Origin of the sequence: Ottowia sp. (assembly GCF_047601385.1) — a bacterium.
Classification (GTDB): Bacteria; Pseudomonadota; Gammaproteobacteria; order Burkholderiales; family Burkholderiaceae_C; genus Ottowia.
On the sequence record NZ_JASGJP010000001.1, the window covers coordinates 3,210,719 to 3,235,580 of the forward strand.

Below are 24,862 nucleotides of genomic sequence, written 5' to 3' on the forward strand. Positions count from 1 at the left end.
TGCGCGAGCGACTGAGAGGAGCAAGACATGGCACACGACATCGTTGCGGCCGAGGAGTCGGCATTCGATCCGGGTTATTTCGTCGACTGGAAGAGCACGGGCGTCGGCAACGGCGACCCGCTCGATCGCTTCACCTGCAGCTTCGGGTACGAGGACGATCCGCAGGCCATCGCGGTCGACATCGACGCCACCACGGTCTACGTGGACCGCGCCAACCGGGCCGGCACCCTGGCCGGTTTCGCGGCCAACTGCAGCCTGATCCGCGCCGACAACAACGCCATGGCGCCGATTCATCTGGTGTTCGCGCAGCCCGTGAGCGCAGCCGGGGCGCACGTGAGCGCGCTGACCTGGGGCCGCGGCGGCCTGGGCAAGCAGTACCAGGCGATATTGACGGCCCGAATGGCCGACAGCCTGCAGCGCTACACGGTCAGCGTGCCGTTCCGGCTGTCGAACACGCCGGGCGAGGCGCCGTTCATTGGTATGCAGGTCGAGGGTGGCGCAGCGCTGGTGTCAGAAATCTGGTTCGACGTGCAGGGCGAAACCTACGGCTCGCCCGCGCCCATCCAGGTGGTCATCGATGAGCTCTGGTTTCATCAGTAGCACGCGCGGCTGGCTGGCTGGCGCCCTGGTGCTGCTGGCCGGCCTGGCGCAGGCGGCGACGCAAAGCGGCGTGGTCGAGGACGCCGGCGTGCGGCTGCGCTGGCAGTATGCGCCGCAGTTCGGCGACGCCGGCGAGGGACTGGGCCGCCTGACGTTCGAGCTGGCCGACCGCGCGTCCGGCACGCCGCTGCGCTACCAGCCCGGCCAGCTGGCCGCCTGGCTGCAGCGCCAGCGCCCGACGCTGTCGGAGGGCGAGCTGTCGTGCACCGACCGCGTGAAATCGCTGGTGTCCACCGGTGTCGGGCGGCGCGCCGATGTCGATCTCAACACCTACCGCATCCTCAGCCTCAACGCCGACCGCACGGTGGCCTTCATCAACCCCTTCGTGGGGCTGAACAACGCCAAGCTGGAGTCGATCGTCGCGCTGCCGGGCGCGCCCCGCGCCTGGGTGCACGCACCCGCGCGCGCCGAGCTGTGGGTGCTGCTGGACGGCGTACCCGGGCGGCTGGTGGCGATCGACACGTACCGCCGCCAGATCGCGCGCACCATCGAGCTGCCCGCCGGCGGCGAAGGCGCCACGCTGGCGATGGACGAAGACGCGGCGCGCCTCTGGGTCGCGCTGCCCGGCACCGGCCGCATCGCGGTGCTGGACATGGCCGCGCGCCACCCGGCCTGGCGCGGCGCCGACGCGCCGGGCGTGCGAGCGTTGCAAGCCGTGACCACGCCCGACGGCCCGGTGGTCCTGAGCACCCACGCCGACGGCCGCCTCACGCGCTGGTCCGCCGCCGAGGCCGGCGCGCCCGGCCCATTGCGCAGCTGGAGCCTGCCGCATCCCGCACAGCGCCTGGCCTACAGCGCGCTGGCGCGCCGCCTGGTGGCCCACGACGAGCAGGCGCTGCTCTCCATCGACCCCGAGGGCACCGAGGTGCGCCGCCTTGCGCTGGGCTACCCGGTGGCGGACCTGGCCATCGTCGACGAGGGGCGCTACGCCCTCGCGCTGGGTGGCGACCGGCTGAGCATGGTCGATCTCGCCTCCGGCACCGTGCAGGCGCGCTCGGCCACGCTGCCGGGGGCACGGCAGCTGGCGCTGACCGGGCGTTTCGTCTACGCGGTGGGCGGCGACGAATCGGCCGCCCACCTGTGGGCGCTGGCCGACCTGCGCGCCGGCCGCGTGCAGCCGGCCCAGGTGCTGCTCGGCAGCGCCGGCGTGCCGGCCGCGGCCGATGCGGGGCTGCGCCGGGCCATCGTGGCGCCCGGCGGCGCCGGCCTGCTGGTCGCCAACGCGGCCGACCGGCTGATCTACCAGTACACCGAAGGCATGATGGCCCCGGTCGGCAGCTACGCCAACTACAAGCGCGTGCCGCTGGCCATCGGCCTGCTCGACCTGGGCCCGCGCGAGGTGGCGCCCGGCCGCTACGAGGTGCCGGTGCGCTACGAGGCGGGCGGCCCGCACCACCTGATCGTGAGCGGCGCCGGCCCGCGCTTCGTCGGCTGCGACCGCGTGGCGCTGGCGCCGACCTCCGGGCAGGCCCAGCGCGAGGCGGTGCCGGAGCTGAAGGCGCGGCTGGTGGAAGACCGGCCGCTGGCGGGCGCCCGCCGCCGCATCGTGGTGGCGATGAGCGAGCAGGCCCCGCGGGGCGCCGGCCAGCCGCTCGGCCGCGTGCCCGACCTGACCCTGCTGATGTTCGACAAGCGCTCCGGCTGGCAGCAGCGCGCCCACCTGCGCGAGCTGGGCGACGCCGCCGGGCGCTACGCGGCCGAGGTCGCCGTGCCGCAGGGCGCGGGCTACGAGATGTTCGTCGGCAGCGTGTCGCGCGACCTGCCCTACGTGCGCGGCCGCGTGGCCGGCGGGCCGGAGGCGCGGCCATGAGGCGGCGCGAGGCGCTCTGCGCGATCGGCTCGGTGCTCGCCGCGCCGGGCTGGGCGCAGGACGGCAGCGCCCGCGTGCAGGTGCCTGACGTGCGCTTGCAGGACCAGTCCGGCGCCGCCCACGGCCTGCGCGCGCTGTGCGGCGGCCCGGTGGTGATCGGCTTCTTCTACACCGGTTGCAGCACCGTCTGTCCGCCGCAGACGGCGGCGCTGCGCGCGCTGCGCGAGCGGCTCGATGCCGGCGCGCCGAAGGCGGGCGCGGCCCGGGCGCGGCTGCTGTCGATCACGGTCGATCCGCTGGGTGATTCGCCCGAGGCCATCCGCGCCTATGCCCGGCGCTTCGACGTGCGGCTGGGGCTGGATGCGGGCTGGCTCATGCTCACCGGGCAGCCGGCCGAGCTGGCGCGCGTCTGGCGCGCGTTCGGCGTGCCGGTGGGCGACCCCGAGGCGCATTCCTCGCTGCTGTGGCTCGGCTCGGCGCGCGACCGCTGGACGCGCGCCGCCGCGCTGACGCCCACCGCGCGCCTGGCCGAACTGGTGGGGAGCATCGGCGCATGAGCCTCCGCCCGGCCGCTCCGAAGGAGGCTCGCACCGCAGTCCGAAGGACGGAGGTTTGTCCGGTGAAACTGCTTGCACGCCTGCTGCTGCCGTGTCTCCTCACGCCGCTGTTGGCCGCGGCCGACGACGAAGCCCTGGTCCAGCGCGGCCGCGCGCTCTACCACGGGCACGCGGCCTATGCGCGCGGCGTCGGCGCGACCCCGTTGCGGCTGCCGGTGGAGATGGCCGCCTGCGCGCGCTGCCACGGCGCCACGGGCGAGGGCGGGCGCGAAGGCGGCCAGCCGGTGCCCGCGCTGCGCTGGCAGGCGCTGCGCCAGGCGCGTGCCGGCCAGCCCGCGCTGGCGGACGATGCCGCCGTGCTGCGCGCCATCGCCCAGGGTCATGGCCGCGGCGGCGCGGTGCTGGATGCCGCCATGCCCCGCTTCACGCTGCAACCGGACGAGGGCCGGGCGCTGCTGGCCTACCTGCGCCGCCTCGGCACCGCACTGGACCGCCCGCCCGGCGTGCTGGACGACCGTATCCGCCTGGGCACCGTGGTGCCGCTCGGCGGCCCCGGCGCGGCCACCGGCGAGGCGATCGCGGCCGGCCTGCGCGCGGGCTTCGCCGAGGCCAACGCGCGCGGCGGCGTGCACGGCCGGCGGATCGACCTGCAAGCGCAGGACGCGCGCGCCGGCGTGCGCGCCGCGCTGGCCGCCTGGCGCGACGAGCCTGTCTATGCGCTGGTGGGCGGCCTGTGGAACGAGGCCGCCGACCCGGCCGACGCCCTGCTGGCCGAGGCGCACCTGTCGCACGTCGCCACCCTGGTGGTGCGCGAATCGGCGCCGCGCCGCGCCGACTGGTCGGCCGACCTGCTGGCGCCGCTGGCACAACAACGCGAAGCATTGGCCGAGGCGCTGCGCGACTGCGGCGCGGGCGCACGCCTGGCCGTGGCGCACGGCGACCCGGCGGGCGCGCCGGTGGTGCGCGACCTGCGCTGGCTCGCGCCGCAGAGTGACTTGCGTGATGAACTGCGCCGCGCGCCCACAGGCTGCATCGGCTACACGCTGGCGCGCGCGCCCGCCGTGCAGTCGGCCGCGCCGCCGGCCGGCTGGGCGCAGACGCTGGTGCTGCCCATGCCGGCCGCCGTGCTGCAACCCGCCGCCGGTGAAAGCGCCGCGACGCCCTGGTACCGCCTGGGCCTGGCCGCCGCCCGGCTGACCACCGAGCTGCTCAGCCGGGCCGGCCGCCAGCTGCACGAGCGCGCGCTGCTGGACGAGCTGGACCGCATGCCCGAGCTGGCGCTGTCGCCCGGCCTGCTCGTGCACTACGGCCGCCAGCGGCGCCACGCCTGGTCGCCGCTGGTGGTGCCGCTGGGCGCCGCACCGATCCCGTCCGCCATGGCATCCCGAGGAGGAAGCTGACATGAACCCGAAACCATACCCGCGCCGTTCCGTCTGGCCGCGTTGGGCCGGCGCGCTGCTGCTGGCAGCCGGCGGTGCGTTCGCGCAGACGCCGAACCCTTCGTTCACCCTGGTCGGCCATATCGAGCGGTTCGCGCTGGCGCCCCCGGGGGAAGGCGTGGCTGCCATGACGGTGCGCGGCATCCCGGTCACGCTGCCGCGCCACCTGCTGGTCACCCTGCCGGGCCAGTACCTGACGCCGCAGGACCTGTTTCGCGGCCCGCTGGGTGGCCCCGTGCAGGCCAGCAGCGGGCTGGCGCTGGCCGATGCGCCGCCGCCGCGCGTGCCCTTCGAGGCCGAACTGCAGGGCAACATCGTCGGCGGCCGCTACATCGCCGGCGTGGCGCGCATCAGCCAGGGCGCGTTGCACGTGGGCAGCGGGTTCATCCAGCAGATCGACCCGGCCACCGGCGAGCTGCGCATCGGCCCGCTGGGTGGCGCCGACGGCGCTCGGGTGCGCCTGAACGATCCCAAGGGCATCTACGGCCAGGCCAACGGTGCCGGCGCCAAGGCGGCGCTGCCGCTCGACCAGCGCTTCAGCCTCGACCCGGACAACTCGCCGGTGCACGCCCGCACGGGTTTCCCGGTATGCGTGCCGCGCGGCGTCGCCGACCCCCTGTGTCCAGCCGGCAACCGCCCGCCCTCGGCGGCCGCGCGGCGCTACACCTGCGGCGCGGTGCCGGCCGAGCCGCTGGCGCCCGCGCTGGCCGGCTGCGATCCGCGCCGGCCCGCGCCGCTGCGCGAAGGCGACCACGTGGCCTACGCCGGCATGCTGGCGGCGGCGCCGGGCGGCGGCTTCGTCGTCGCGGCGCACGGGCTGGAGGCCGAGCTGGGCATCTACACCTCGCCCGGCGCCGAGCCGGTCTACCTGTACATTGAGGAAGCGCTGATGGGCACGCTGGGCGAGGAATTCCCCACGCTGACGCAGGAGGAAACCACGCGCGTGCGCGTCGTTGGCTTCACTACGGATCCCACGCGGCCCGTGGAGGTGCGGCTGATCGACTCCGGCCGCAACGAGGCCGGCACCTCGCTGACGGGGCCGGCCGGGCTGACGCCCTCCAACGGCCCGCAGTTCGGGCGCTTCCGCAACACCTGGCCGGCCAAGGACAACGCCCGCGCCGTGCGGCGCGACATGCTGGCGCGCGTGGTCGGCAGCCCCAACGCCAAGCTGCCCAACGGCCTGACCTCGGGCCTGTACGTCTCGCCCATCGGCGAATACATCGGCCCCGAGGCCACGCGCTTCGGCCTGCCGGGCTACCAGCCGCCGGTACCGTTCGAGAACTTCTGCTTCTTGGAGAAGGGCGGCGGCACGGTAGAAACGGCGGCCGGGCCGGTGCCTGTGGGGCGGCTGGCGCCGTTCCCCGAATCGGGTCATGCGCAGGCGCAATTGGTCGGCGCCAGCAATGCGCGGGCCTGCGACGCGCCGAACTGACGCCGATGGGTTTGCTATTTGAAAAATAGCTGCCAGCGCTTGATGGGCAAGCGCTGGAGGCTATTTTGGCTGTGGTGTCCAAGACTTCAGCGTGGGCGGCGCCCGCCGCCATGTCCACCTTCGTGCTGCCGTGGGGCAGCGCGGCCATCTTCACCCGCTGGGGGCTCGGCCACAGCTTGGTGCTGACGCTGCGCTTCGCGCTGGCGCTCGGCGTGCTGCTGCTGCTGGCCGGCCTGCCGGGCCGCCGCTGGCTGCCGGCGCCGGGCACGCGCTGGCAGGTGGCCGGCCCGGGCGGCTGCTGTACCGGCTGATCCAGCGCGGCAACCTGACCAACGCCGGCATGGCGGCGATCCTGACCGGGATGGCGCTGGTGTGCGGCAGCCGGGCAGGGTGCTGATGCTGCTCTATTGATAGCTGCCAGCGCTTGCCTGGCGGGCGCTGGAGCCCGATTTGACCATGAAAAAACCCCTGCGGGATGATGCGCGCAGGGGGTCGATTCCGCGTGCGCGGCGATCAGGCGTATTCGGCCAGCGCGGCGCGCATCTTCTTCATGGCCGCCACCTCGATCTGGCGGATGCGCTCGGCGCTGACGCCGTACTCGGCCGCCAGCTCGTGCAGCGTCATGCCGCCGGAGCCGTCGTCGTGAACGTTCAGCCAGCGCTCGGTCATGATGCGGCGGCTGCGCTCGTCCAGGCTCTTCAGCGCGCTGGCGATGCCCTCGGTGGCCAGCACGTCGCGCTGGGCGGATTCGATCATCGCCGTCGGCTCGTGGCGCTCGTCCGACAGGTAGGCGATGGGGCCGAAGGCCTGCTCGCCGTCGTCGGCCGGCGCCGGGTCCAGCAGCACGTCGCCGCCGGCCAGGCGCGTCTCCATCTCGCGCACCTCGTCGGGCTTGACGTTCAGCTCGCGCGCCACCACGTCCACCTGCGCGGCGGACAGCGCCTCGCGGTGGGTGATGTCGTCGGCCGCGTCCTCGGCCTTGAAGCCCTGCTTCATCGACCGCAGGTTGAAGAACAGCTTGCGCTGCGCCTTGGTGGTCGCCACCTTGACCAGGCGCCAGTTCTTCAGGATGTATTCGTGGATCTCGGCCTTGATCCAGTGCAGCGCGTAGCTGACCAGGCGCACGCCCTGGTCGGGGTCGAAGCGCTTGACGGCCTTCATCAGGCCGACGTTGCCTTCCTGGATCAGGTCGGCGTGCGGCAGGCCGTAGCCCAGGTACTGGCGCGAGGTGGCCACCACCAGCCGCAGGTGCGAGAGCACCAGCTTGCCGGCGGCCTCCAGGCTGCCCTCGTCGCGCAGCTCGCGGGCGAAGCGCTGCTCTTCCTCCAGCGTCAGCATCGGCAGGCGGTTGACGGCGGTGATGTAGGCGTCCAGGTTGCCCAGCGGGGGTACGACAGCCCACGGGTTGGCCAGCGCCACGGCGTTCGTGCTGGGGCGGGGAGCCGAAGTGGTCATCGTTGAATGTCCTTTCATATCGCTCAGGTATTTTAGCACTCTGTTGGATGGAGTGCTAACGGCAAAGTTCAAGCCGTTTCAGGGCATTTTCGTCCTGAGGCGCCGCGGAGGATGTAGGAGGGCGGAGCATTCGTGTTGTCGATCATCACATGGCCTTGAACTATTTGCACTGATGGCTAGTGGGCACCAGCCTGGCGCATGGAGCTACAACGGGGACAACCAGCTCACGCAATACCCGAGGACGACGCCGTTCAGCGCAGCGGCGCCTGTGGACACCAGTGTCAGCTATACGCCGCAAGGACACACGAAACAGAAAACCGGTGCCCAGGGCACCAAGGACTACAGCTACAGCGCGGCAGAACGGCTGATCAAGTACAGCAACACGCCGCAGGGTCAATCCACGGCCAGTCTGGAGGCCAGCTACCGCTACGACCCGCTTGGGCGCAGGATTGCCAAGAGCGTCAAGGAAGGGGCCACTACAGCTACAACCTACTTCGTCTATGGCGACAACGGCCTGATGGGCGAAGTCAACGATCAAGGGCAGGTCACCAAGGCATACGGCTTCAACCCGAATGCAGCGCAGCAGGGACTATGGAGCACTGATCCCGTCTGGCAGGCCAACGTGAGCAACGGTAGCTTGACCGACGCCGGCACCAGCTACCACTATCTGCACACGGATCACCTGGGCACGCCGATGCTGGCCACCGACAAGAGCGGTGCAACAAGTTGGAAGGCGGTGAGTGAAGCCTTCGGCGCTGCAGGGACGCTGCCAGAGAGTCGTATCACGATGAATCTGAGGTTTCCGGGGCAGTACTTCGACAGTGAAACGGGAAGCCATCATAACTACCGGCGGGATTTTATGCCTCATGCTGGGCGATACCTTGAAATCGATCCAATAGATTTGCGTGGTGGAGTAAACTGGTTTATATATGCTGATGCAAATGCGCTGAAGTTTAGTGATGATGATGGGTTAGAGGTGAATTGGTCTGGTAGAATTTCAAACATCGGCTTGGCAACTGGATTTGGTGTTCAGGTATCTCTTTTTACCCTCGAGTCAGAATGCAAATGCGATAAAAAGTATAAAATATCTGGGTTCGCGACTTTTGCAACCATCGGTCTCGGCGCAAGTTTGCCGCTGAATGGGGTATTGAAGCATGCATCCGGATCAACGGCACAAGCTACGCTTACCGATAGATGGCGAGACTGTCCGGCCCCATCCGCAGCGAACGGTTCTGCGTGGGTGAGCGGTGTGAACGCTGTGACAGCCAGCTTTTTATCTGTCACTCAACTCGGGCGATTGAAGTCATATTCATTTGCGGATAAAAGTCTAACAACCGAGATTGGTTTCACATCGACACTCTATGGCCATAGTGCAGTGCTCAGTATAGAGGAAACAACTTGTTGCTCGAAATGAATAAGACGCTTGCCGGCCGATCCAAGATTGCAATCATCTTGTATATTGTATTCTATTTAATAATAGCAATTATGCAAGGATTCATGCCAGAGCGACGCATCATAGAGGGATGGCTGAATGCGCCTTATCTTCATGTTGTTGTGCTGGTGATTTTTTGGTTGATTTCGCCATTCGTGGCACGATGGATAGATGATGAAGATGAGTAAGTTGATGTTCTTCTTTGCTCTTCTTGCGTGGATTTTGATTTATATATGGTTTTTGGAAGATTATCGTTAAGATGCCCTCTTTGTGGGAGGGTGGAATGGTGAAACGGGGTTAGATGAAAATTAATCCCCCGCAACACCAAATGCAAATCAAGCCTTCTCTTCGTCTCCCCCGGCCGGGCAGGGCGCTGCATCTTTCTGTTCCTATCAATTCCATAGCTGCCAGCGCTTGCTGGACGCGCGCTGGAGTCTGATTTCATCCAGAACCTCGTCCTTGAGCGCTTTGGCGTCGCCCGGCTTGGCTACCAGCTGCACGAAGCGCGCCCTGGCCTGACCCCCGAGCCCACCGCGCTGGAAATCGGCGTGCAGCAAACCAAGACCGCCAGCGGCAAGCTGACCATCACCAACAAGGGCTACAGCGCCGCGCAGGGCGTGCGGGTACAGCTCCTGACCCGTGAAGGCGCCGCCCCGCCCGCCTGGGTGCGCCTGGTCAGCAGCCCCGAGATCGGCGCCATCGACATCAGCAAAATGGGGTCAAGCAAAATGGGGTCAGATGAAAATTAATCCCCCCGCAACACCAAATGCAAATCAAGCCTTCTCTTCGTCTCCCCCGGCCGGAAAGAGCGCTGCATCTTCCTGTTCCTATTAATTCCATAGCTGCCAGCGCTTGCTGGACGCGCGCTGGAGCCCGATTTCATCCTGAACCCCGTCCTTGAGCGCTTTGGCGTCGGCCTACTACCAGTTGCACGAAGCGCGCCCCGGCCTCACTCCCGAGCCCACCGCGCTGGAGATCGGTGTGCAGCAGACCAGGACCGCTGCGGCCAAGCTGACCATCACCAACAAAGGCTACAGCGCCGCGCAGGGCGTGCGGGTGCAGCTCTTGACCCGCGAAGGCGTCGCCCTGCCTGCGTGGGTGCGCCACCACGGCGATCCGAGGGCATGATGGGCCGCTTCGCCCAGGACGTGGTAGAGGCCGCGGCAGCCTGAATTCCATAGAAATCGGCCTCCAGCCGTTGTGGAATAAGCGCTGGCAGCTATGTAATAAGTAGCGTCACTGCTGATCCAGATGTTCCTGGGCCACTTGCCGCAGCAGCGCCAGCAGCGCCTGCTGGGTGCCGGTGGAGGGGCGCAGGGCGCTCTGGGCGGTGTAGAGGTGGATGCGCAGCGGCTCGCCGCCGGGCAGGAGGATGCGGCGGGTGGTGAAGGCCTCGGGCCGGGGCGCGCTGGCCACCGCCTGGCGCGAGAGCACGGCGGCGCCGGCGCCGCCTTCCACCAGGTCGAGGATGGTGCGCACGCCGTCGATTTCCAGCGCCACGAGCGGCGTGCAGCCGGCGGCGGCCATGCGGGCCTCGACGTGCATGCGGATGGCGTTGGGCCGGCTGGGGATGACCAGCGGCGCGCGGCTGGCCTGGGCGATGGTGACGTCGCCGGCGCTGCCGCCGGCCTGCGCGCGCGCCTGCACCAGCAGCAGTTGTTCGCTGGCCAGCAGCGCGGTTTCGATGCCGGGGGCGGGCTGAGGGTTGTAGAGCACGGCCACGTCGAGCCGCCCGGAGGTCAGTTGCTCCTGCATGTTGGCGGACAGCGCCTCGATGAGGGCCAGCCGCGCCTCGGGCAGCCGCGCGCGGAATTCGTGGGTGAGCGGGATGGCCAGGGCCCGGGCCACGGTGGGCGGCAGGCCCAGCGCCACGCGCCCGGCCAGGCCGCCGCGCAGGCGGGCCATCTCTTCGCGCACGCGCTGCACCTGGTGCAGGATGCCGCGCCCATGCTCCAGCAGCAGCGCGCCGGCCTCGGTGGGCACGGCGCCGCGGCCGTTGCGTTGCAGCAGGTTCTGGCGCAGCTCCACTTCCAGCTGCCTCACCTGCCGGCTGAGGGCGGGCTGGGCCACGCCCAGCGCGGCCGACGCGCGCGTGAAGCTGCCGAGCTCGGCCACGCGGATGAAGTATTCAAGCTGGCGCAGGTCCATGACGAGCGTTGATTCTGGCATAGCGATCTACAAACTATGCCGATCTGATCTATCTGGTAGTGGCCCGCGCCGCTGGCGGCAGGGGGCCGGGCCACGCACAATCGCTTTCAGTCTTGCGGACCACAACGAGAGGAGACCCATGAGCCAGGCCCAACCGCTCATCATCGACTGCCACGGCCACTACACCACCGCGCCCAAGGCGCTGGAGAGCTGGCGCAACCAGCAGATCGCCGGCATCCAGGACCCGGCGGCCAGGCCCCGCGTGGCCGACCTGAGGATTTCCGACGACGAGCTGCGCGAATCCATCGAGCAGAACCAGCTGCGGCTGATGAAGGAGCGCGGCAGCGATGTGACCATCTTCAGCCCGCGCGCCAGCTTCATGGCGCACCACATCGGCGACTTCGAGGTCTCCAGCACCTGGGCGGCGATCTGCAACGAGCTGTGCTACCGCGTGTCGCAACTGTTCCCCGACAACTTCATCGGCGCCGCCATGCTGCCGCAGTCGCCGGGCGTCGATCCCAAGACGTGCATCCCCGAGCTGGAGAAGTGCGTCAAGCAATACGGCTTCGTCGGCATCAACCTCAACCCCGACCCGAGCGGCGGCCACTGGACCAGCCCGCCGCTGACCGACCGCCACTGGTACCCCATCTACGAGAAGATGGTGGAGTACGACATCCCGGCGATGGTGCACGTCAGCACCAGCTGCAACGCCTGCTTCCACACCACCGGCGCGCACTACCTGAACGCCGACACCACGGCGGTGATGCAGTGCATCCAGGGCGACCTGTTCAAGGACTTCCCGACGCTGAGGTTCGTCATCCCGCACGGCGGCGGCGCGGTGCCCTACCACTGGGGGCGCTTCCGCGGGCTGGCGCAGGAGATGAAGAAGCCGCTGCTTCAGGATCACATCCTGAACAACATCTTCTTCGACACCTGCGTGTACCACCAGCCGGGCATCGACCTGCTGACCAAGGTGATCCCGGTGAAGAACATCCTGTTCGCCAGCGAGATGATCGGCGCCGTGCGCGGCATCGACCCTACGAGCGGCCACTACTACGACGACACCAAGCGCTACGTCAACGCCACGGCCAACCTGACGGATGAGCAGCGCTACCAGGTGTTCGAGGGCAACGCGCGGCGCGTCTTCCCGCGCCTGGACGCGGCACTGAAAGCAAAGGGACTGTGACCATGTACGAACTCGGCGTTGTCTACCGCAACATCGAACGCACCGACCGCGAAGTGGCCGACGCACTGGCCGCCTTCGGCTCGGCCACCGTGCACGAGGCCATGGGCCGCGTGGGCTTGATGAAGCCCTACATGCGCCCGATCCAGCAGGACGCGGCGGTCTCGGGCACGGCCGTCACCGTGCTGCTGCAACCCGGCGACAACTGGATGATGCACGTGGCGGCGGAGCAGATCCGGCCCGGCGACATCGTGGTGGCCACCGTCACCGCCGAGTGCAGCGACGGCTATTTCGGCGACCTGCTGGCCACCAGCTTCCAGGCGCGCGGCGCGCGGGCGCTGGTCATCGAGGCCGGCGTGCGCGACACCAAGGTGCTGCGCGAGATGGGCTTCCCGGTCTGGAGCCGCTACGTGTCCGCCAAGGGCACCATCAAGGCCACGCCGGGCTCGGTGAACATCCCCATCGTCTGCGCGGGCGCCTACGTCACGCCCGGCGACGTGGTCGTGGCCGACGACGACGGCGTGGTCTGCGTGCCGCGCGCCATCGCCGCCCAGACGCTGGAGACGGCGCGCAAGCGCGAGGCCAACGAAGGCGGCAAGCGCGCCATCTTCGCCGCCGGCACGCTGGGTCTGGACTACTACAAGATGCGCGAGGGCCTGGAGAAGGCCGGCCTGCGCTACATCGATTGAGGACGCCATGAGCAAGCCCACCACAGGCCCCTTCGAGAAGACCGCCGGCTGGCTGGACTGGTACGACGGCCCCAGCAAGCCCCGGTTCCAGCTGCCGCCCGGCAGCGTGGACGCGCACTGCCACGTGTTCGGCCCCGGCGCCGAGTTCCCCTACGCGCCCGAGCGCAAGTACACGCCCTGCGACGCCGGCAAGGCGCAGCTGTTCGCGCTGCGCGACCACCTGGGCTTCGCGCGCAACGTCGTCGTGCAGGCCACCTGCCACGGCGCCGACAACCGCGCGCTGGTCGATGCGCTGCAAGCTTCGGGCGGCAAGGCGCGCGGCGTGGCCACCGTCAAGCGCAGCGTGACGGACGAAGAGTTGCAAGCGCTGCATGCCGCCGGCGTGCGCGGCGTGCGCTTCAACTTCGTCAAGCGGCTGGTGGACTTCACGCCCAAGGACGAGCTGATGGAGATCGCCGGGCGCATCCACAAGCTGGGCTGGCACGTCGTCATCTACTTCGAGGCGGTGGACCTGCCCGAGCTGTGGGACTTCTTCACCAGCCTGCCGACCACCGTGGTCGTCGATCACATGGGCCGGCCGGATGTGAGCAAGGGCGTGGACAGCGACGAGTTCGCGCTGTTCCTGAAGTTCATGCGCGAGCACGCCAACGTGTGGAGCAAGGTGAGCTGCCCCGAGCGCCTGAGCGTGGACGGCCCGCCCGCGCTGAACGGCGAGCGCAGCGCCTACCGCGACGTGGTGCCCTTCGCGCGCCGCGTGGTGCAGGAGTTTCCCGACCGCGTGCTGTGGGGCACCGACTGGCCGCACCCCAACCTGAAGGACCACATGCCCGACGACGGCCTGCTGGTGGACTTCATCCCGCACATCGCGCCCACCGCCGAGCTGCGAAAGAAGCTGCTGGTGGACAACCCGATGCGCCTGTATTGGCCCGACGCCGCCGGCGCGTGACATAGCTGCCAACCGAAGGACTGAACCGATGAAAGCCGCTGCCCTTGTCCTGATCGCGCTCATTGCCCTGGAGCACCTCTACATCCTGTACCTGGAGATGTTCGCGTGGACGACCAAGGGGCCGAAGGTGTTCAAGGGCTCGCTGAGTCCGGAGCTGTTCCCGCCGACGCGCGTGCTGGCGGCCAACCAGGGGCTCTACAACGGTTTCCTGGCGGCGGGGCTCGTCTGGGCGCTGCTGATCGGCGACGCTGCCTGGCAACGCCACGTGGCCGTGTTCTTCCTGGGCTGCGTGGCGGTGGCCGGGCTGTACGGCGCGGCCACGGCGTCGCGCCGCATCTTCTTCGTCCAGGCGCTGCCGGCGCTGCTGGCGCTGGCCGCGGTGCTGCTCGGGCTGTAAGCTGAAATCCAAGGAGACAGGCCATGGCGCTTGAAAAACCCTACCTCGACGTGCCCGGCACGACCATCTTCGACGCCGACCAGAGCCGCAAGGGCTACTGGCTCAACCAGTTCTGCATGAGCCTGATGAAGGCCGAGAACCGCGCGCGCTTCAAGCAGGACGAGGACGCCTACCTGGCCGAATGGCCCATGACCGACGAGCAGAAGGCGGCGGTGCGCGCGCGCGACCTGAACTGGGCCATGCGCACCGGCGGCAACATCTACTTCCTGGCCAAGCTCGGCGCCACCGACGGCCTGAGCTTCCAGCAGATGGCCGGCAGCATGACCGGCATGACGGAGCAGCAGTACCGCGACATGATGATCCACGGCGGCCGCAGCCCGGAAGGCAACCGCTACCAGGGCGAGAGCGGCGACGCGCAGGGGCCGGTGAGCCAGTCCGAGGCATGGAAGGCCTGGGAAGAAAATGCACAAAAAAGGCTTGCAGCGCAGGTGGAGAAAGCGCAGGCAGCTACTGAAAAAGGAGTGAAAGGGCAGGCGCGCATCACCGCCTCGGTCTATTCATCGCACGTGCCGGCCATCGGCGCCGCCATCGACCTGGGCAAGACCGGCGAGCCCTACTGGCAGCCGCTGTTCGCCGGCTACGAGCCTTCCAAGCAGTGGATGCGCGAGCACCTGCCCGACGTGGTGTTCCTGGTCTACAACGACCACGCCACCAATTTCGACCTGGGTGTGATCCCGACGTTTGCCATCGGCACCGCCGCCGAGTTCGAGCCCGCCGACGAGGGCTACGGCCCGCGCCCCGTGCCCAAGGTTGTCGGCCACCCGGAGCTGGCGAGCCACATCGCGCAGTCCGTCATCCAGCAGGACTTCGACCTCACCATCGTCAACGACCTGAAGGTGGACCACGGCCTCACCGTGCCGATGAACCTGCTGTTCGGCTCGCCCGCCGCGTGGCCGGTGAAGGTGATTCCCTTCCACGTCAACGTGGTGCAGTACCCGGTGCCCTCGGGTGCGCGCTGCTTCGCGCTGGGGCAGGCGATCCGCCGCGCCATCGAGAGCTACGACGAGCCGCTGAAAGTGCAGATCTGGGGCACCGGCGGCATGAGCCACCAGTTGCAGGGCCCGCGCGCCGGCCTCATCAACGCCGAATGGGACAACAAGTTCCTCGACCGCCTGATCGCCGACCCGAAGAACCTCGCCACCCTGCCGCACATCGAGTACGTGCGCGAGGCCGGCAGCGAGGGCATCGAGCTGGTGATGTGGCTGATCGCCCGCGGCGCCATGGCCGACGTGACCGGCGGCAGGGCGCCCACCGTGGCGCACCGCTTCTTCCACGTGCCGGCGTCGAACACCGCCGTCGGCCACCTCATTCTTGAAGAAAATCAGCCCTGACCGCCCGCTGGACGAGCGCGAGCAGCTATGAATAAAGGAGTGACATGAGCAAGACCATCAACGTCGCGCTGGCCGGCGCCGGCGCCTTCGGCATCAAGCACCTGGACGGCATCCAGAACATCGAGGGCGTGCAAGTCATCTCGCTGGTCAGCCGCGAGCTGGACAAGACGAAGGAGGTTGCTGCGAAGTACGGCATCCCGCACGTGACCACGAACCTCGAGGACAGCCTGGCGCTGAAGGAGGTGGATGCGGTGATCCTGTGCACGCCCACGCAGATGCACGCATCGCAGTCCATCGCCTGCCTGAAGGCCGGCAAGCACGTGCAGGTGGAGATCCCGCTGTGCGACGAGCTGAAGGCCGGCGAGGAAGTGCTGGCGCTGCAGAAGCAGACCGGCCTGGTCGCCATGGTCGGCCACACGCGGCGCTTCAACCCCAGCCACCAGTATGTGCACCAGAAGATTCAGGCCGGCGAGTTCCACATCCAGCAGATGGACGTGCAGACCTACTTCTTCCGCCGCACCAACATGAACGCGCTGGGCCAGCCGCGCTCGTGGACCGACCACCTGCTGTGGCACCACGCCGCGCACACGGTGGACCTGTTCGCCTGGCAGTGCGGCAGCCCGATCGTGAAGGCCAACGCCGTGCAGGGGCCGATCCATCCCGAGCTGGGCATCGCCATGGACATGAGCATCCAGCTCAAGGCCGCCAACGGCGCCATCTGCACGCTCTCCTTGAGCTTCAACAACGACGGCCCGCTGGGCACCTTCTTCCGCTACATCGGCGACACGGCGACCTACATCGCGCGCTACGACGACCTAGTGAATGGCAAGGAGGAGAAGATCGACGTGAGCCAGGTCGATGTGTCGATGAACGGCATCGAATTGCAGGACCGCGAGTTCTTCGCCGCCATCCGCGAAGGCCGCGAGCCCAACAGCAGCGTGGCCCAGGTGCTGCCGTGCTACCGGGTGCTGCACGAGCTGGAGCAACAGCTGAGTGCTCCTTGATTAATAGCTGCTCGCGCTTTATTGGCGGGCGCTGGCGGCCGATTTTGTTTGAAAACCATGCAACAGCGACAACTCGGCCCCTTCACTGTCTCGGCCATCGGCCTGGGCTGCATGAACATCTGCCACGCCTACGGCGCGCCGCCGCCGCAGGACGAGGCCGAGCGCCTGCTGATGGCCGCGCTGGATGCGGGCGTCACGCACTTCGACACCGCGGCGCTGTACGGCTTCGGCGTCAGCGAGACCATCGTCGGCCGCGTGCTGGCGCCGCACCGCCGGCGCTTCACCCTGGCCAGCAAGTGCGGCATGACGCACGAGGCGGGCGACGGCACCGTGCAGCCCGGCCGCGTGATCGACGGCCGGCCGGCAACCATCCGCGCCACCTGCGAGGGCTCGCTGCGGCGGCTGAAGACCGACGTGATCGATCTCTACTACCTGCACCGCTGGGACAAGCAGGTGCCCATCGAGGACAGCGTGGGCGCGCTGGCCGACCTGGCGCGCGCGGGCAAGGTGCGCGCCATCGGCCTGTCGGAGGTGTCGGCCGCCACGCTGCGGCGCGCGCACGCCGTGCACCCCGTCGCCGCGTTGCAGACCGAGTATTCGCCGTGGACGCGCAACCCCGAGATCGCCGTGCTGGCCGCCTGCCGCGAGCTGGGCGTGAGCTTCGTCGCCTTCAGCCCGGTCGGCCGGGGCTTCCTGGCTGGCGCGCTGCCCGACCAGGCGGCCGTCGATGCGCTGCCCGAGAAGGACATCCGCCGCCCCATGCCGCGCTTCACGCCTGAGCATTTCGCGCGCAACCTGGCGCTGCTGGCGCGCTTCAAGGCCATTGCCGTGGAAGCCGGCTGCACCCCCGCGCAACTCGCGCTGGCCTGGGGGCTGCACCAGGGCGACGACATCCTGCCCATCCCCGGCACGCGCTCGGTGGCGCACCTGCGCGAGAACCTGGGCGCGGCCGGCGTGCGCCTGTCCGCGGATGCGCTGGCGCGGGTGGGCGCGCTGGCCGCCGCCGTCAGCGGCCACCGCTACGCCGAGCAGGCGCGGCGCGAGGTGGACACCGAAGACGTGGCCGCGACCGAAAAATAACGAAACACAGCGATACGGCGGCGAGAAGACGCCGCGCCGCCTGGCCGGCACCATCGGGTTCATGTTCTGAAAGGCATGCACATGAAACCCTGGATCAAACGCTCTCTCCTCGGCCTGGCCGGCGCCACCCTCGTGCTGGGCAGCCTGACCGCCTGCGGCCACCGCATGCACCACGGCGGCTGGGGGGCCGACGCCACGCCCGAGCAGGCTGCCCAGTGGCGCGGCAAGATGGTCGATCGCATCGCCGGCAAGCTGGACCTGAACGCCGAGCAGAAGGCCAAGCTCACCGTGCTGGGCGACAAGCTGCACGCGCAGCGCCTGGCCGTGCGCGGTGGCGCCGACCCGCACGCCGAAGTCCAGTCGCTGATCGCCGGCCGCCAGTTCGACCGCGCCAAGGCCCAGGCGCTGGCGCAGCAGAAGACGGATGCCCTCAGGAGCGGCAGCCCCGAGGTCATCGCCGCGCTGGCCGACTTCTACGACAGCCTGGACGCGGCGCAGCAGCAGAAGGTGCGCGGCTTCATCGAGCGCCGCCGCGGCTGGGGCAGGGGCTGAGCCCATGCCCCGCCTGGCCGTCGGCCCCGCGTTGCAGCCGCTGGTGCGGCAGGCCCGGGCGCTCGGCCCGGCCCTGCTGGCCGGCGCCGGCGATCCCCACGACGAATGGCTGGCCATGGTCTGGGGCCCGCGGTTCGACCGCACCCATGCGCTGGCCCTGTGGACCCGGCTGCTGCGCGAGCGGCCCGCCGACGCCGTGCCGCTGCTGTCCGGCCTGTTGCAGATGGCCGACGCCTTCGACGCCCTGGGGCGCCCGGTGCAGCAGCGCCTGCGCCGCCTGATCCTGCGCCACCGCGCGCTCGGCACCGGGCCAGCGGTAAGCGCCGCGCTGCCAGAATGAGCGCATGCCCCGCATCCTGCTGATCGACGACGACGAGCACCTCGGGCCGCCGCTGGCGCAGTACGTCCAGCGCTTCGGCCTGGCGCTGGAGCAGGCGCTGACGCCGGGCGAGGGCCTCGCGCGTCTGCGGCAGGGCGGCATCGACGCCGCCATCCTGGACGTGATGCTGCCCGAGATGGACGGCTTCGAGCTGTGCCGCGCCATCCGGCAGGGGAGCGATTTGCCCATCCTCATGCTGACCGCGCGCGGCGAGCTGACCGACCGCGTGGTCGGCCTGGAGCTGGGCGCCGACGACTACCTGCCCAAGCCCTTCGAGCCGCGCGAGCTGGTGGCGCGCGTGCAGGCCATCCTGCGCCGCCGCTCGGCCGCGCCCATGGCGGCCGAGGCGCCGCTGCGCTTCGACGGCCTGGTGATCGACGCCGCCACGCGCGGCGTGTCGCGCCTGGGGCAGGCGGTGGAGCTGACCAGCACCGAATTCGACCTGCTGCACCTGCTGGCGCGCGCGCCCGGCCGGGTGTGGAGCCGCGACGACATCCTGGCCGCGTTGCGCGGGCACGAGGCCGACCTCTACACCCGCGCGGTGGACATCGTGGTGAGCCGCCTGCGCAAGAAGCTGGAGCCGCTGGACGCCATCAAGACCCTGCGCAACGCCGGCTACACGCTGGCGCTGCAACGGCTTTCGCCATGAGCGGGGGAGCGAGCCCCACGCCAGGCTGGTGGCGCCGCGCGCGCCATTCGCTGCGCGTGCGGCTGGTGCTGCTGTTCGTGCTGCTGGCGCTGGCGATGAGCGCCGCCTTCCTGGGCGGCATCGGCCGCGCGTTCTCGGCCGGCTGGCGCGGCGCGGTCGATCCGCTGATCGGCGACTACGCCGACCGGCTGGCGGCCGAGATCGGCTCGCCACCCAGCATCGAGCGCGCGCAGGCCATTGCCGCGCGCCTGCCGGTGGCGGTGCGCATCGAAGGGCCGCGCGTCAACTGGCAGTCCGCGCCGCCGCCCGAGCGCGGCCCGCGGTGGGCGAGCGAGCGCGGCGGCCACCGCGCCACCGTCACGCGCGCCACGGCCGACGGCCACCGCATCGTCCTGTCGCTCACGGCGCGCGCGGGGCAGGGCGAGGCGACGCGCATCGCCGGGTTCACGCTGGCCGCGCTGCTGGTGCTGACGGCGCTGGCCTACGCGCTGGTGCACCGCCTGCTGCGCCCCATCCGCGACATCGGCGCCGGCGCGCGGCGCTTCGGCGCCGGCCGCTTCGACGAGCCGATCCCGGTGCGCCACGCGCGCCACCCGGACGAGCTGAGCGAACTGGCGCAGACCGTGAACCAGATGGCCGCCGACATCCGCCAGATGCTCGACGCCAAGCGCGGCCTGCTGCTGGCCATCAGCCACGAGCTGCGCAGCCCGCTCACGCGCGCGCGCCTGAACGCCGAGCTGCTGCCCGAAGGCGGCGACGCTGAAACGGCCCGCGCGGCCCTGCTGCGCGACCTGGCGCAGATGCGCGAGCTGATCACCGACCTGCTGGAGAGCGAGCGCCTGGCCAGCCCGCACGCCGCCTTGCAGCGCGAGCCGACCGATCTGTCCGCGCTGGCGCGCGAGGTGATCGCGCAATTGGCGGCCACCGGCAAAGTGTCGCTGCATGCCGAGCCGGGCCTGCCGGCCGAGCTGCCGCTCGACGCCGCCCGCGTGCGCCTGCTGCTGCGCAACCTGCTCGACAACGCGCTGCGCCACACCCCGCCCGGCGCGCCGCCGCCGCAGGTGCGGCTGGCCGCGCTGCCCGGCGGCGGCGCGGCGATCGAGGTGCGCGACCACGGCCCCGGCGTGCCGCCCGAGGTGATCGAGCGCCTGTCGGAGGCGTTCTACCGGCCCGACGGCGCGCGCCAGCGCGGCAGCGGCGGCGTGGGCCTGGGGCTGTACCTGGTGCGGCTGGTGGCGCAGGCGCACGGCGGGCGTCTGTCTGTGCGCAACGCGGCGCCCGGTCTGTTGGTGTGCGTGGAGCTGCCGGTGCCGATGAATACTATGAATTGAATAGCTGTCAGCGCTTGCTGGACGGGCGCTGGGGCCCGATTTTTCAATGATAGTCGCTTTCGCGCTGGTGCCGCACGGCGCCGACGATCACGCGCCGTTCGTCCTGGATCTCGAACAGCGCCACATAGCCCGAGTGGCCGAATGAAATCAGCAGCTCGCGCATGAACGGATTGGCGATCGCCTTGCGGCAGCTGAAGGGGCTGTGCGTCAGGAACTGGCAGGCACGTTCGATGGCCTCGATGGCGCGGTCGGGCAGCGTCGGATCGCCCGTGGGGCTGGACAGCTCGCGCTCCAGCAGAAAGTCGAACAAGCGACGGAGATCGTCTCTCGCAGCCCGGCTGAAGATGAGCTGATAGCTCATGCTTGCTGGCGTTGCCGCGCGGCGGCCAGCATCTGCTTCAGCTCCGCGATCATCTCGGCGGCGGGTATGCCGTTGTTCCTGGCCACGGTTTCCTGGATGGCCGCCATGCCGCGGCGCACGAATTCGGCTTGCGTCTTGCGCCGCTCGATTTCGTTGCGCACGGACACTTCGACCAGGGCGGCCAGCGTCTCGGAGCCTTGCAGGCTCTGCTCCATTTCCTCGCGGAAAGCGGGGTCGACGCGGACGGGGGGAATGGTGGCAGTCTTCATGCGGACAATGTATTGCAGATGCGATGCTCTGGCAAGGCATGAGGAAATGGCCCCCACGCTCCCTCGCTTCGCGTAGTGCGCTGCCCCTACGCCGGGCGCCCCCCGAGGGGGCCTTGGGGCGGCCCGGCGGCAAAAAGTGCCTCCTTCATCCTTGGTGGAAAATCGGCTTCTCCCACTCATCCGCTACGTTTTCAGAGCCATCATGCCCAGCCACCCCGACCGTTCTCTGCGCCTTGCCGGCGCCAGCAACTTCCGCGATCTGGGCGGCTACGCCGGGGCGGACGGGCGCGCGGTGCGCTGGCGGCGCCTGTTCCGCTCCGACCACCTGGCGGGCCTGACGCCGCAGGACGCCGAGCGGCTGCGCGCGCTGGGCGTCACCCGCGCGTTCGACCTGCGCGGCGTGGCCGAGCGCGCCGCCGTGCCCTACGAGCTGGCCGGCGCGCGGCAGGTGCCGCTGCCCATCGAGCCTACCGTGGTGCAGCGCATGAAGGATCTGATCGACGCCGGCCAGCAGGTCACCCCGGCGCGCACGGTGGAGTTGATGCAGCACACCTACCGCGCCTTCGTGCACGACAACGCGGCGCGCTTCGCCGCGCTGTTCGAGCACCTGCTGGAGGCGGACGAGCCGCTGGTCTTCCACTGCACGGCCGGCAAGGACCGCACGGGCTTCGCCGCCGCGCTGATCCTGCTGGCGCTCGGCGTGCCGCGCGACGTGGTGATGCAGGATTACCTGCTGACCAACGACTTCTACCAGATGCCAACGCTGGACGACAGCCGCGCGCCGCGCGAGGTGCTGAACGTGCTGTGGCGCGTGCAGGAAGCCTTCCTCGACGCCGCGCTGCAAGCGGTGGACCAGGACTTCGGCGGGCCCGATCGCTACCTGGCGCAGCAGTTGCACCTGACGCCCGCGGCGCGCGAGCGGCTCCGGGCGCTGTACCTTGCGCCAGACGGTTTGCTATCCTAATAATAGCTGCCAGCGCATGCCAGATAAGCGCTGGAGGCCGATTTGGCTATTAATCCTGATGCGGGCCGACGGCCAGACCCCAGGGCGTCTTCTGCCACGCCGCCGCTTCCTCGCGCAGCAGATGGGCCGACTGCGGCCAGTCCGCGTCCCAGCCGGCGGGCCAGCTCAACGTGAAGCCGCGCGCCGGCTCCGCGTCCACGCTCAATCGCAGGCGCACGTGCTCCGGCTCCTGCCGCGCGTGGCACAGGATCACCGCCAGCCGCAGCGCCAGCAGCTGGCGCATGAACAGTGCTTCGGCGAACCGCGCCTCCAGCTTGCGCAGCTTGCCGCGGTGGCCCAGCACCAGGCTGCTGAGCTGGTGCAGCTCGTGCAGGGCGAAGCCCGACACGTCGGTGTGGTCCAGGATGTAGGCGCCGTGCTTGTGGTAGTCGGCGTGCGAGATGCGCGAGCCGATCTCGTGCAGGCGCGCCGCCCAGTCGATCTGGCGCTCGGCCTCCTGGCGCGGCTTCTTCTTCAGCCCCGGCGCCAACTGCGCGAACAGGTGCTGCGCCACGCGCGCCACGCGCTGGCCCTGCGCCGCGTCGGCCGAGAAGCGCGCGGCCAGCGAGGCGATGGCGGCGGCGCGCACGTCGGTGGCCTGGTCCTGCCGGTCCAGCATGTCGTACAGCGCGCCGTGGCGCAGCGCGCCGTAGGCGTACTGCATGCGGTCGATGCCGAGCAGCTCGGTCACCGCGCACAGCACCGCCAGGCCGCCGGCGATGACGGGCTTGCGCTCGTCCTTGATGCCTTCGAGGCGGATGGCGTCGAAGCGCCTGGCCTTGATCAGCCGCTCGCGCAGCCAGGCCAGGCCCTCGCGCGTGATGGCGTAGCGCCCGGGTGACTGGCCGGCCGCCAGCAGCGTGTCGGCGATGGCGCCCACGGTGCCCGAGCAGCCGTAGGCCACGTCCCATTCGTCGGGGCCGTGCGTGCTGGCGGCTTCCTCCAGCACCGCCTTGGCGGCGATCTCGGCGCGCTCGAAGTTGCGCGCCGTGAGCTGGCCCTCGGGGAAGTAGCGCATCGACCAGGCCACGCTGCCCACGCGGAAGGACTCCATGGCGCGCGGCGCGTAGCCGCTGCCGACGATCAGCTCGGTGGAGCGCCCGCCGATGTCCAGCACCAGCCGCCGCTCGTCCGACTGCGGCAGCAGGTGCGCCACGCCCTGGTAGATCAGGCGCGCTTCCTCGCGGCCGGAAATCACGTCGATCGGAAAGCCCAGGATCCGTTGCGCCACGGCCAGGAACTCGTCGCGGTTGCGCGCCTCGCGCAGCGTCTGCGTGGCCACGGCGCGCACCTGGTGCGGCTCGAAGCCCGCCAGCCGCTCGGCGAAGCGCGCCAGGCAGTTCCAGCCGCGCTGCATGGCGTCGTGCGACAGGCGGCGCTCGGCGTCCAGGCCGGCGCCCTGGCGCACGGTCTCCTTGTGGTACTCCATGCGCTGCAACTGGCCCAGCTCCAGCCGGGCGATTTCGAGGCGGAAGCTGTTGGAGCCCAGGTCCACGGCGGCGAGGCGGTCGGCGGTCATCTGCATGGCGGCCGATTGTGGCGCACCGGCGGGACCTCTCGTGACGTCACGAAGCTGTCACATTGGGTTCATACATTCACTGCATCTGCTTCAACCCTCAGAGAGGCTTTCCGCAATGAAACGTACCTTCCTCAAGGCCCTGGCTTTCGCCGCCGTCGGCTCCTTCATCGGCACCGCCGCGCACGCGGCCGACATCACCGGCGCCGGCGCCAGCTTCCCGTACCCGGTGTATGCCAAGTGGGCCGAAGGCTACAAGGCCGCCACCGGCACGGGCCTGAACTACCAGTCCATCGGCTCCTCGGGCGGCGTGCGCCAGAATCCGCGCCAAGACGGTGGCCTTCGGCGCCAGCGACTCGCCCCTGTCCGCCGACGACCTGGCCAAGGACGGCCTGGTGCAGTTCCCCGCCATCATCGGCGGCACCGTGCCGGTGCTGAACGTCGAGGGCTTCCAGCCCGGCGAGCTGCGCGTGACCGGCCCGGTGCTGGCCGAGATGTTCATGGGCACCATCGCCAAGTGGAACGACCCCAAGTTCGCCGCCCTCAACCCCGGCAAGAAGCTGCCTGACCAGGCCATCACCGTGGTGCACCGCGCCGACGGCTCCGGCACCACCTTCAACTGGACCGACTACCTGACCGCCGTCAGCAAGGACTGGGCCGACAAGGTGGGCAAGGGCAACGCCGTCAAGTGGCCGGCCGCCACCTCCGTCGGCGGCAAGGGCAACGAAGGCGTGGCCGCCAACGTGGGCCGCATCAAGGGCGCCATCGGCTACGTCGAGTACGCCTACGCCAAGAAGAACAAGCTGACCCACATGCAGGTGCAGAACCAGTCCGGCAAGTTCGTCAACCCCGACGACAGCACTTTCGCCGCCGCCGCCGCGGGCGTGGACTGGTTCAGCGTGCCGGGCATGGGTGTTTCGATGGTGGGCGCCAAGGGCGACGCCGCCTGGCCGATCTCCACCGCCTCGTTCATCCTGATGTACAAGGCGCCGGCCGACAAGGCGCAGTCCGCCGAGGTGCTGAAGTTCTTCGACTGGGCCTTCAAGAGCGGCAAGCAGGCCGCCGCCGAGCTGGACTACGTGCCCCTGCCCGACGCGCTGACGGCCGACATCCGCGCCAAGGTGTGGTCGCAGATCGACAACAAGTGAGCGGGCGCCGCCGCACTCCATAATCCAGCGC

27 protein-coding genes and 2 pseudogenes are annotated in these 24,862 nt (G+C 69.7%); 23 read left to right on the plus strand and 6 right to left on the minus strand.

All coding sequences use genetic code 11. The annotated features are described in order from the left end of the window. Positions 1 to 27 precede the first annotated feature (27 nt). The 6 genes from QM772_RS15570 to QM772_RS15595 all read left to right on the plus strand — a co-directional run bounded on the left by QM772_RS15570 (position 28) and on the right by QM772_RS15595 (position 6,209). On the plus strand, positions 28 to 600 hold the full coding sequence (locus tag QM772_RS15570) for a hypothetical protein (protein WP_415138040.1): 573 nt from the start codon (positions 28 to 30) through the stop codon (positions 598 to 600). Beyond that, positions 578 to 2,470: a hypothetical protein gene (locus tag QM772_RS15575; RefSeq protein ID WP_415138042.1), complete on the plus strand. Its 1,893-nt coding sequence runs from the start codon at positions 578 to 580 to the stop codon at positions 2,468 to 2,470. The genes QM772_RS15570 and QM772_RS15575 overlap by 23 nt, the downstream gene beginning before the upstream one ends. Then, a complete protein-coding gene (locus QM772_RS15580; protein ID WP_415138044.1) occupies positions 2,467 to 3,027 on the plus strand; it encodes an SCO family protein in 561 nt (186 codons plus the stop codon). Before QM772_RS15575 ends, QM772_RS15580 begins: the two co-directional genes overlap by 4 nt. A 62-nt stretch (positions 3,028 to 3,089) precedes the next feature. After that, complete coding sequence (locus QM772_RS15585) at positions 3,090 to 4,427, plus strand: ABC transporter substrate-binding protein (protein ID WP_415138046.1); 1,338 nt, start codon at positions 3,090 to 3,092, stop codon at positions 4,425 to 4,427. Position 4,428: 1 nt separating this feature from the next. Beyond that, on the plus strand, positions 4,429 to 5,898 hold the full coding sequence (locus QM772_RS15590) for a hypothetical protein (RefSeq protein ID WP_415138048.1): 1,470 nt from the start codon (positions 4,429 to 4,431) through the stop codon (positions 5,896 to 5,898). 74 nt (positions 5,899 to 5,972) lie between these two features. Then, the gene (locus QM772_RS15595; protein ID WP_415138050.1) at positions 5,973 to 6,209 is read left to right on the plus strand and encodes a hypothetical protein; all 237 of its coding nucleotides are present in this window, start codon (positions 5,973 to 5,975) and stop codon (positions 6,207 to 6,209) included. Positions 6,210 to 6,411: 202 nt separating this feature from the next. Here QM772_RS15595 and rpoH read toward each other — a convergent pair whose 3' ends face one another. Beyond that, positions 6,412 to 7,353 (minus strand): RNA polymerase sigma factor RpoH, encoded by a 942-nt coding sequence (rpoH, locus tag QM772_RS15600; protein ID WP_415138052.1) that lies wholly within the window; start codon positions 7,351 to 7,353, stop codon positions 6,412 to 6,414. 268 nt (positions 7,354 to 7,621) lie between these two features. On the opposite strand from rpoH, the gene QM772_RS15605 reads away from it, so the two are divergent. Further along, on the plus strand, positions 7,622 to 8,767 hold the full coding sequence (locus QM772_RS15605; RefSeq protein WP_415138054.1) for an RHS repeat domain-containing protein: 1,146 nt from the start codon (positions 7,622 to 7,624) through the stop codon (positions 8,765 to 8,767). Between the two features lie 130 nt (positions 8,768 to 8,897). On the opposite strand, the gene QM772_RS15610 is transcribed toward QM772_RS15605, so the two are convergent. After that, entirely contained in the window at positions 8,898 to 9,230 is a 333-nt protein-coding gene (locus tag QM772_RS15610) for a hypothetical protein (protein WP_415138056.1), read from the minus strand. A 103-nt stretch (positions 9,231 to 9,333) separates the two neighbouring features. Between QM772_RS15610 and QM772_RS15615 the strand changes: the two genes are divergently transcribed. Continuing rightward, on the plus strand, positions 9,334 to 9,534 hold the full coding sequence (locus tag QM772_RS15615) for a hypothetical protein (RefSeq protein WP_415138058.1): 201 nt from the start codon (positions 9,334 to 9,336) through the stop codon (positions 9,532 to 9,534). 148 nt (positions 9,535 to 9,682) lie between these two features. After that, complete coding sequence (locus QM772_RS15620; RefSeq protein ID WP_415138060.1) at positions 9,683 to 9,913, plus strand: hypothetical protein; 231 nt, start codon at positions 9,683 to 9,685, stop codon at positions 9,911 to 9,913. A 108-nt stretch (positions 9,914 to 10,021) separates the two neighbouring features. Here the strand turns inward: QM772_RS15620 and QM772_RS15625 are convergent, their stop codons facing one another. Next, positions 10,022 to 10,933 carry a LysR substrate-binding domain-containing protein gene (locus QM772_RS15625; protein ID WP_415138062.1) on the minus strand — a complete coding sequence of 304 codons (912 nt, stop codon included), beginning with the start codon at positions 10,931 to 10,933 and terminating at the stop codon, positions 10,022 to 10,024. A 139-nt stretch (positions 10,934 to 11,072) separates the two neighbouring features. On the opposite strand from QM772_RS15625, the gene QM772_RS15630 reads away from it, so the two are divergent. The 12 genes and pseudogenes from QM772_RS15630 to QM772_RS15685 all read left to right on the plus strand — a co-directional run bounded on the left by QM772_RS15630 (position 11,073) and on the right by QM772_RS15685 (position 20,534). Further along, positions 11,073 to 12,119 (plus strand): amidohydrolase family protein, encoded by a 1,047-nt coding sequence (locus QM772_RS15630; RefSeq protein ID WP_415138064.1) that lies wholly within the window; start codon positions 11,073 to 11,075, stop codon positions 12,117 to 12,119. Between the two features lie 2 nt (positions 12,120 to 12,121). Further along, positions 12,122 to 12,805 carry a 4-carboxy-4-hydroxy-2-oxoadipate aldolase/oxaloacetate decarboxylase gene (ligK, locus tag QM772_RS15635; RefSeq protein WP_415138066.1) on the plus strand — a complete coding sequence of 228 codons (684 nt, stop codon included), beginning with the start codon at positions 12,122 to 12,124 and terminating at the stop codon, positions 12,803 to 12,805. A gap of 7 nt (positions 12,806 to 12,812) precedes the next feature. After that, the gene (locus tag QM772_RS15640; protein ID WP_415138068.1) at positions 12,813 to 13,751 is read left to right on the plus strand and encodes an amidohydrolase family protein; all 939 of its coding nucleotides are present in this window, start codon (positions 12,813 to 12,815) and stop codon (positions 13,749 to 13,751) included. Between the two features lie 28 nt (positions 13,752 to 13,779). Continuing rightward, positions 13,780 to 14,148: a DUF1304 domain-containing protein gene (locus QM772_RS15645; RefSeq protein ID WP_415138070.1), complete on the plus strand. Its 369-nt coding sequence runs from the start codon at positions 13,780 to 13,782 to the stop codon at positions 14,146 to 14,148. A gap of 23 nt (positions 14,149 to 14,171) precedes the next feature. Then, a pseudogene (gene ligA / locus QM772_RS15650) lies at positions 14,172 to 14,540 on the plus strand (protocatechuate 4,5-dioxygenase subunit alpha); the annotation flags it as partial. 129 nt (positions 14,541 to 14,669) lie between these two features. After that, complete coding sequence (locus QM772_RS15655; protein WP_415139624.1) at positions 14,670 to 15,539, plus strand: class III extradiol dioxygenase subunit beta; 870 nt, start codon at positions 14,670 to 14,672, stop codon at positions 15,537 to 15,539. A gap of 44 nt (positions 15,540 to 15,583) precedes the next feature. Continuing rightward, positions 15,584 to 16,543: a Gfo/Idh/MocA family oxidoreductase gene (locus tag QM772_RS15660; protein WP_415138072.1), complete on the plus strand. Its 960-nt coding sequence runs from the start codon at positions 15,584 to 15,586 to the stop codon at positions 16,541 to 16,543. A gap of 57 nt (positions 16,544 to 16,600) precedes the next feature. Continuing rightward, positions 16,601 to 17,623: an aldo/keto reductase gene (locus tag QM772_RS15665; protein ID WP_415138074.1), complete on the plus strand. Its 1,023-nt coding sequence runs from the start codon at positions 16,601 to 16,603 to the stop codon at positions 17,621 to 17,623. An 81-nt stretch (positions 17,624 to 17,704) separates the two neighbouring features. Beyond that, positions 17,705 to 18,175, plus strand: coding sequence for a Spy/CpxP family protein refolding chaperone (locus QM772_RS15670; protein WP_415138076.1), 471 nt, complete (start codon positions 17,705 to 17,707; stop codon positions 18,173 to 18,175). 4 nt (positions 18,176 to 18,179) lie between these two features. Continuing rightward, positions 18,180 to 18,515 (plus strand): hypothetical protein, encoded by a 336-nt coding sequence (locus tag QM772_RS15675; RefSeq protein ID WP_415138078.1) that lies wholly within the window; start codon positions 18,180 to 18,182, stop codon positions 18,513 to 18,515. Positions 18,516 to 18,519: 4 nt separating this feature from the next. Next, on the plus strand, positions 18,520 to 19,203 hold the full coding sequence (locus tag QM772_RS15680; RefSeq protein WP_415138080.1) for a response regulator transcription factor: 684 nt from the start codon (positions 18,520 to 18,522) through the stop codon (positions 19,201 to 19,203). Next, positions 19,200 to 20,534, plus strand: coding sequence for an ATP-binding protein (locus QM772_RS15685; RefSeq protein ID WP_415138082.1), 1,335 nt, complete (start codon positions 19,200 to 19,202; stop codon positions 20,532 to 20,534). The genes QM772_RS15680 and QM772_RS15685 overlap by 4 nt, the downstream gene beginning before the upstream one ends. 43 nt (positions 20,535 to 20,577) lie before the next feature. On the opposite strand, the gene QM772_RS15690 is transcribed toward QM772_RS15685, so the two are convergent. Both QM772_RS15690 and QM772_RS15695 read right to left on the minus strand, forming a co-directional pair. Beyond that, positions 20,578 to 20,895 carry a type II toxin-antitoxin system RelE/ParE family toxin gene (locus QM772_RS15690; protein WP_415138084.1) on the minus strand — a complete coding sequence of 106 codons (318 nt, stop codon included), beginning with the start codon at positions 20,893 to 20,895 and terminating at the stop codon, positions 20,578 to 20,580. Beyond that, complete coding sequence (locus QM772_RS15695) at positions 20,892 to 21,164, minus strand: YlcI/YnfO family protein (protein ID WP_415138086.1); 273 nt, start codon at positions 21,162 to 21,164, stop codon at positions 20,892 to 20,894. Before QM772_RS15695 ends, QM772_RS15690 begins: the two co-directional genes overlap by 4 nt. A 202-nt stretch (positions 21,165 to 21,366) precedes the next feature. On the opposite strand from QM772_RS15695, the gene QM772_RS15700 reads away from it, so the two are divergent. Further along, positions 21,367 to 22,128, plus strand: coding sequence for a tyrosine-protein phosphatase (locus QM772_RS15700; protein WP_415138088.1), 762 nt, complete (start codon positions 21,367 to 21,369; stop codon positions 22,126 to 22,128). A 49-nt stretch (positions 22,129 to 22,177) separates the two neighbouring features. On the opposite strand, the gene ppx is transcribed toward QM772_RS15700, so the two are convergent. After that, on the minus strand, positions 22,178 to 23,692 hold the full coding sequence (gene ppx, locus QM772_RS15705; RefSeq protein ID WP_415138090.1) for an exopolyphosphatase: 1,515 nt from the start codon (positions 23,690 to 23,692) through the stop codon (positions 22,178 to 22,180). Positions 23,693 to 23,801: 109 nt separating this feature from the next. On the opposite strand from ppx, the pseudogene pstS reads away from it, so the two are divergent. Next, positions 23,802 to 24,831: pseudogene (gene pstS, locus QM772_RS15710) on the plus strand (phosphate ABC transporter substrate-binding protein PstS). Positions 24,832 to 24,862 lie beyond the last annotated feature (31 nt).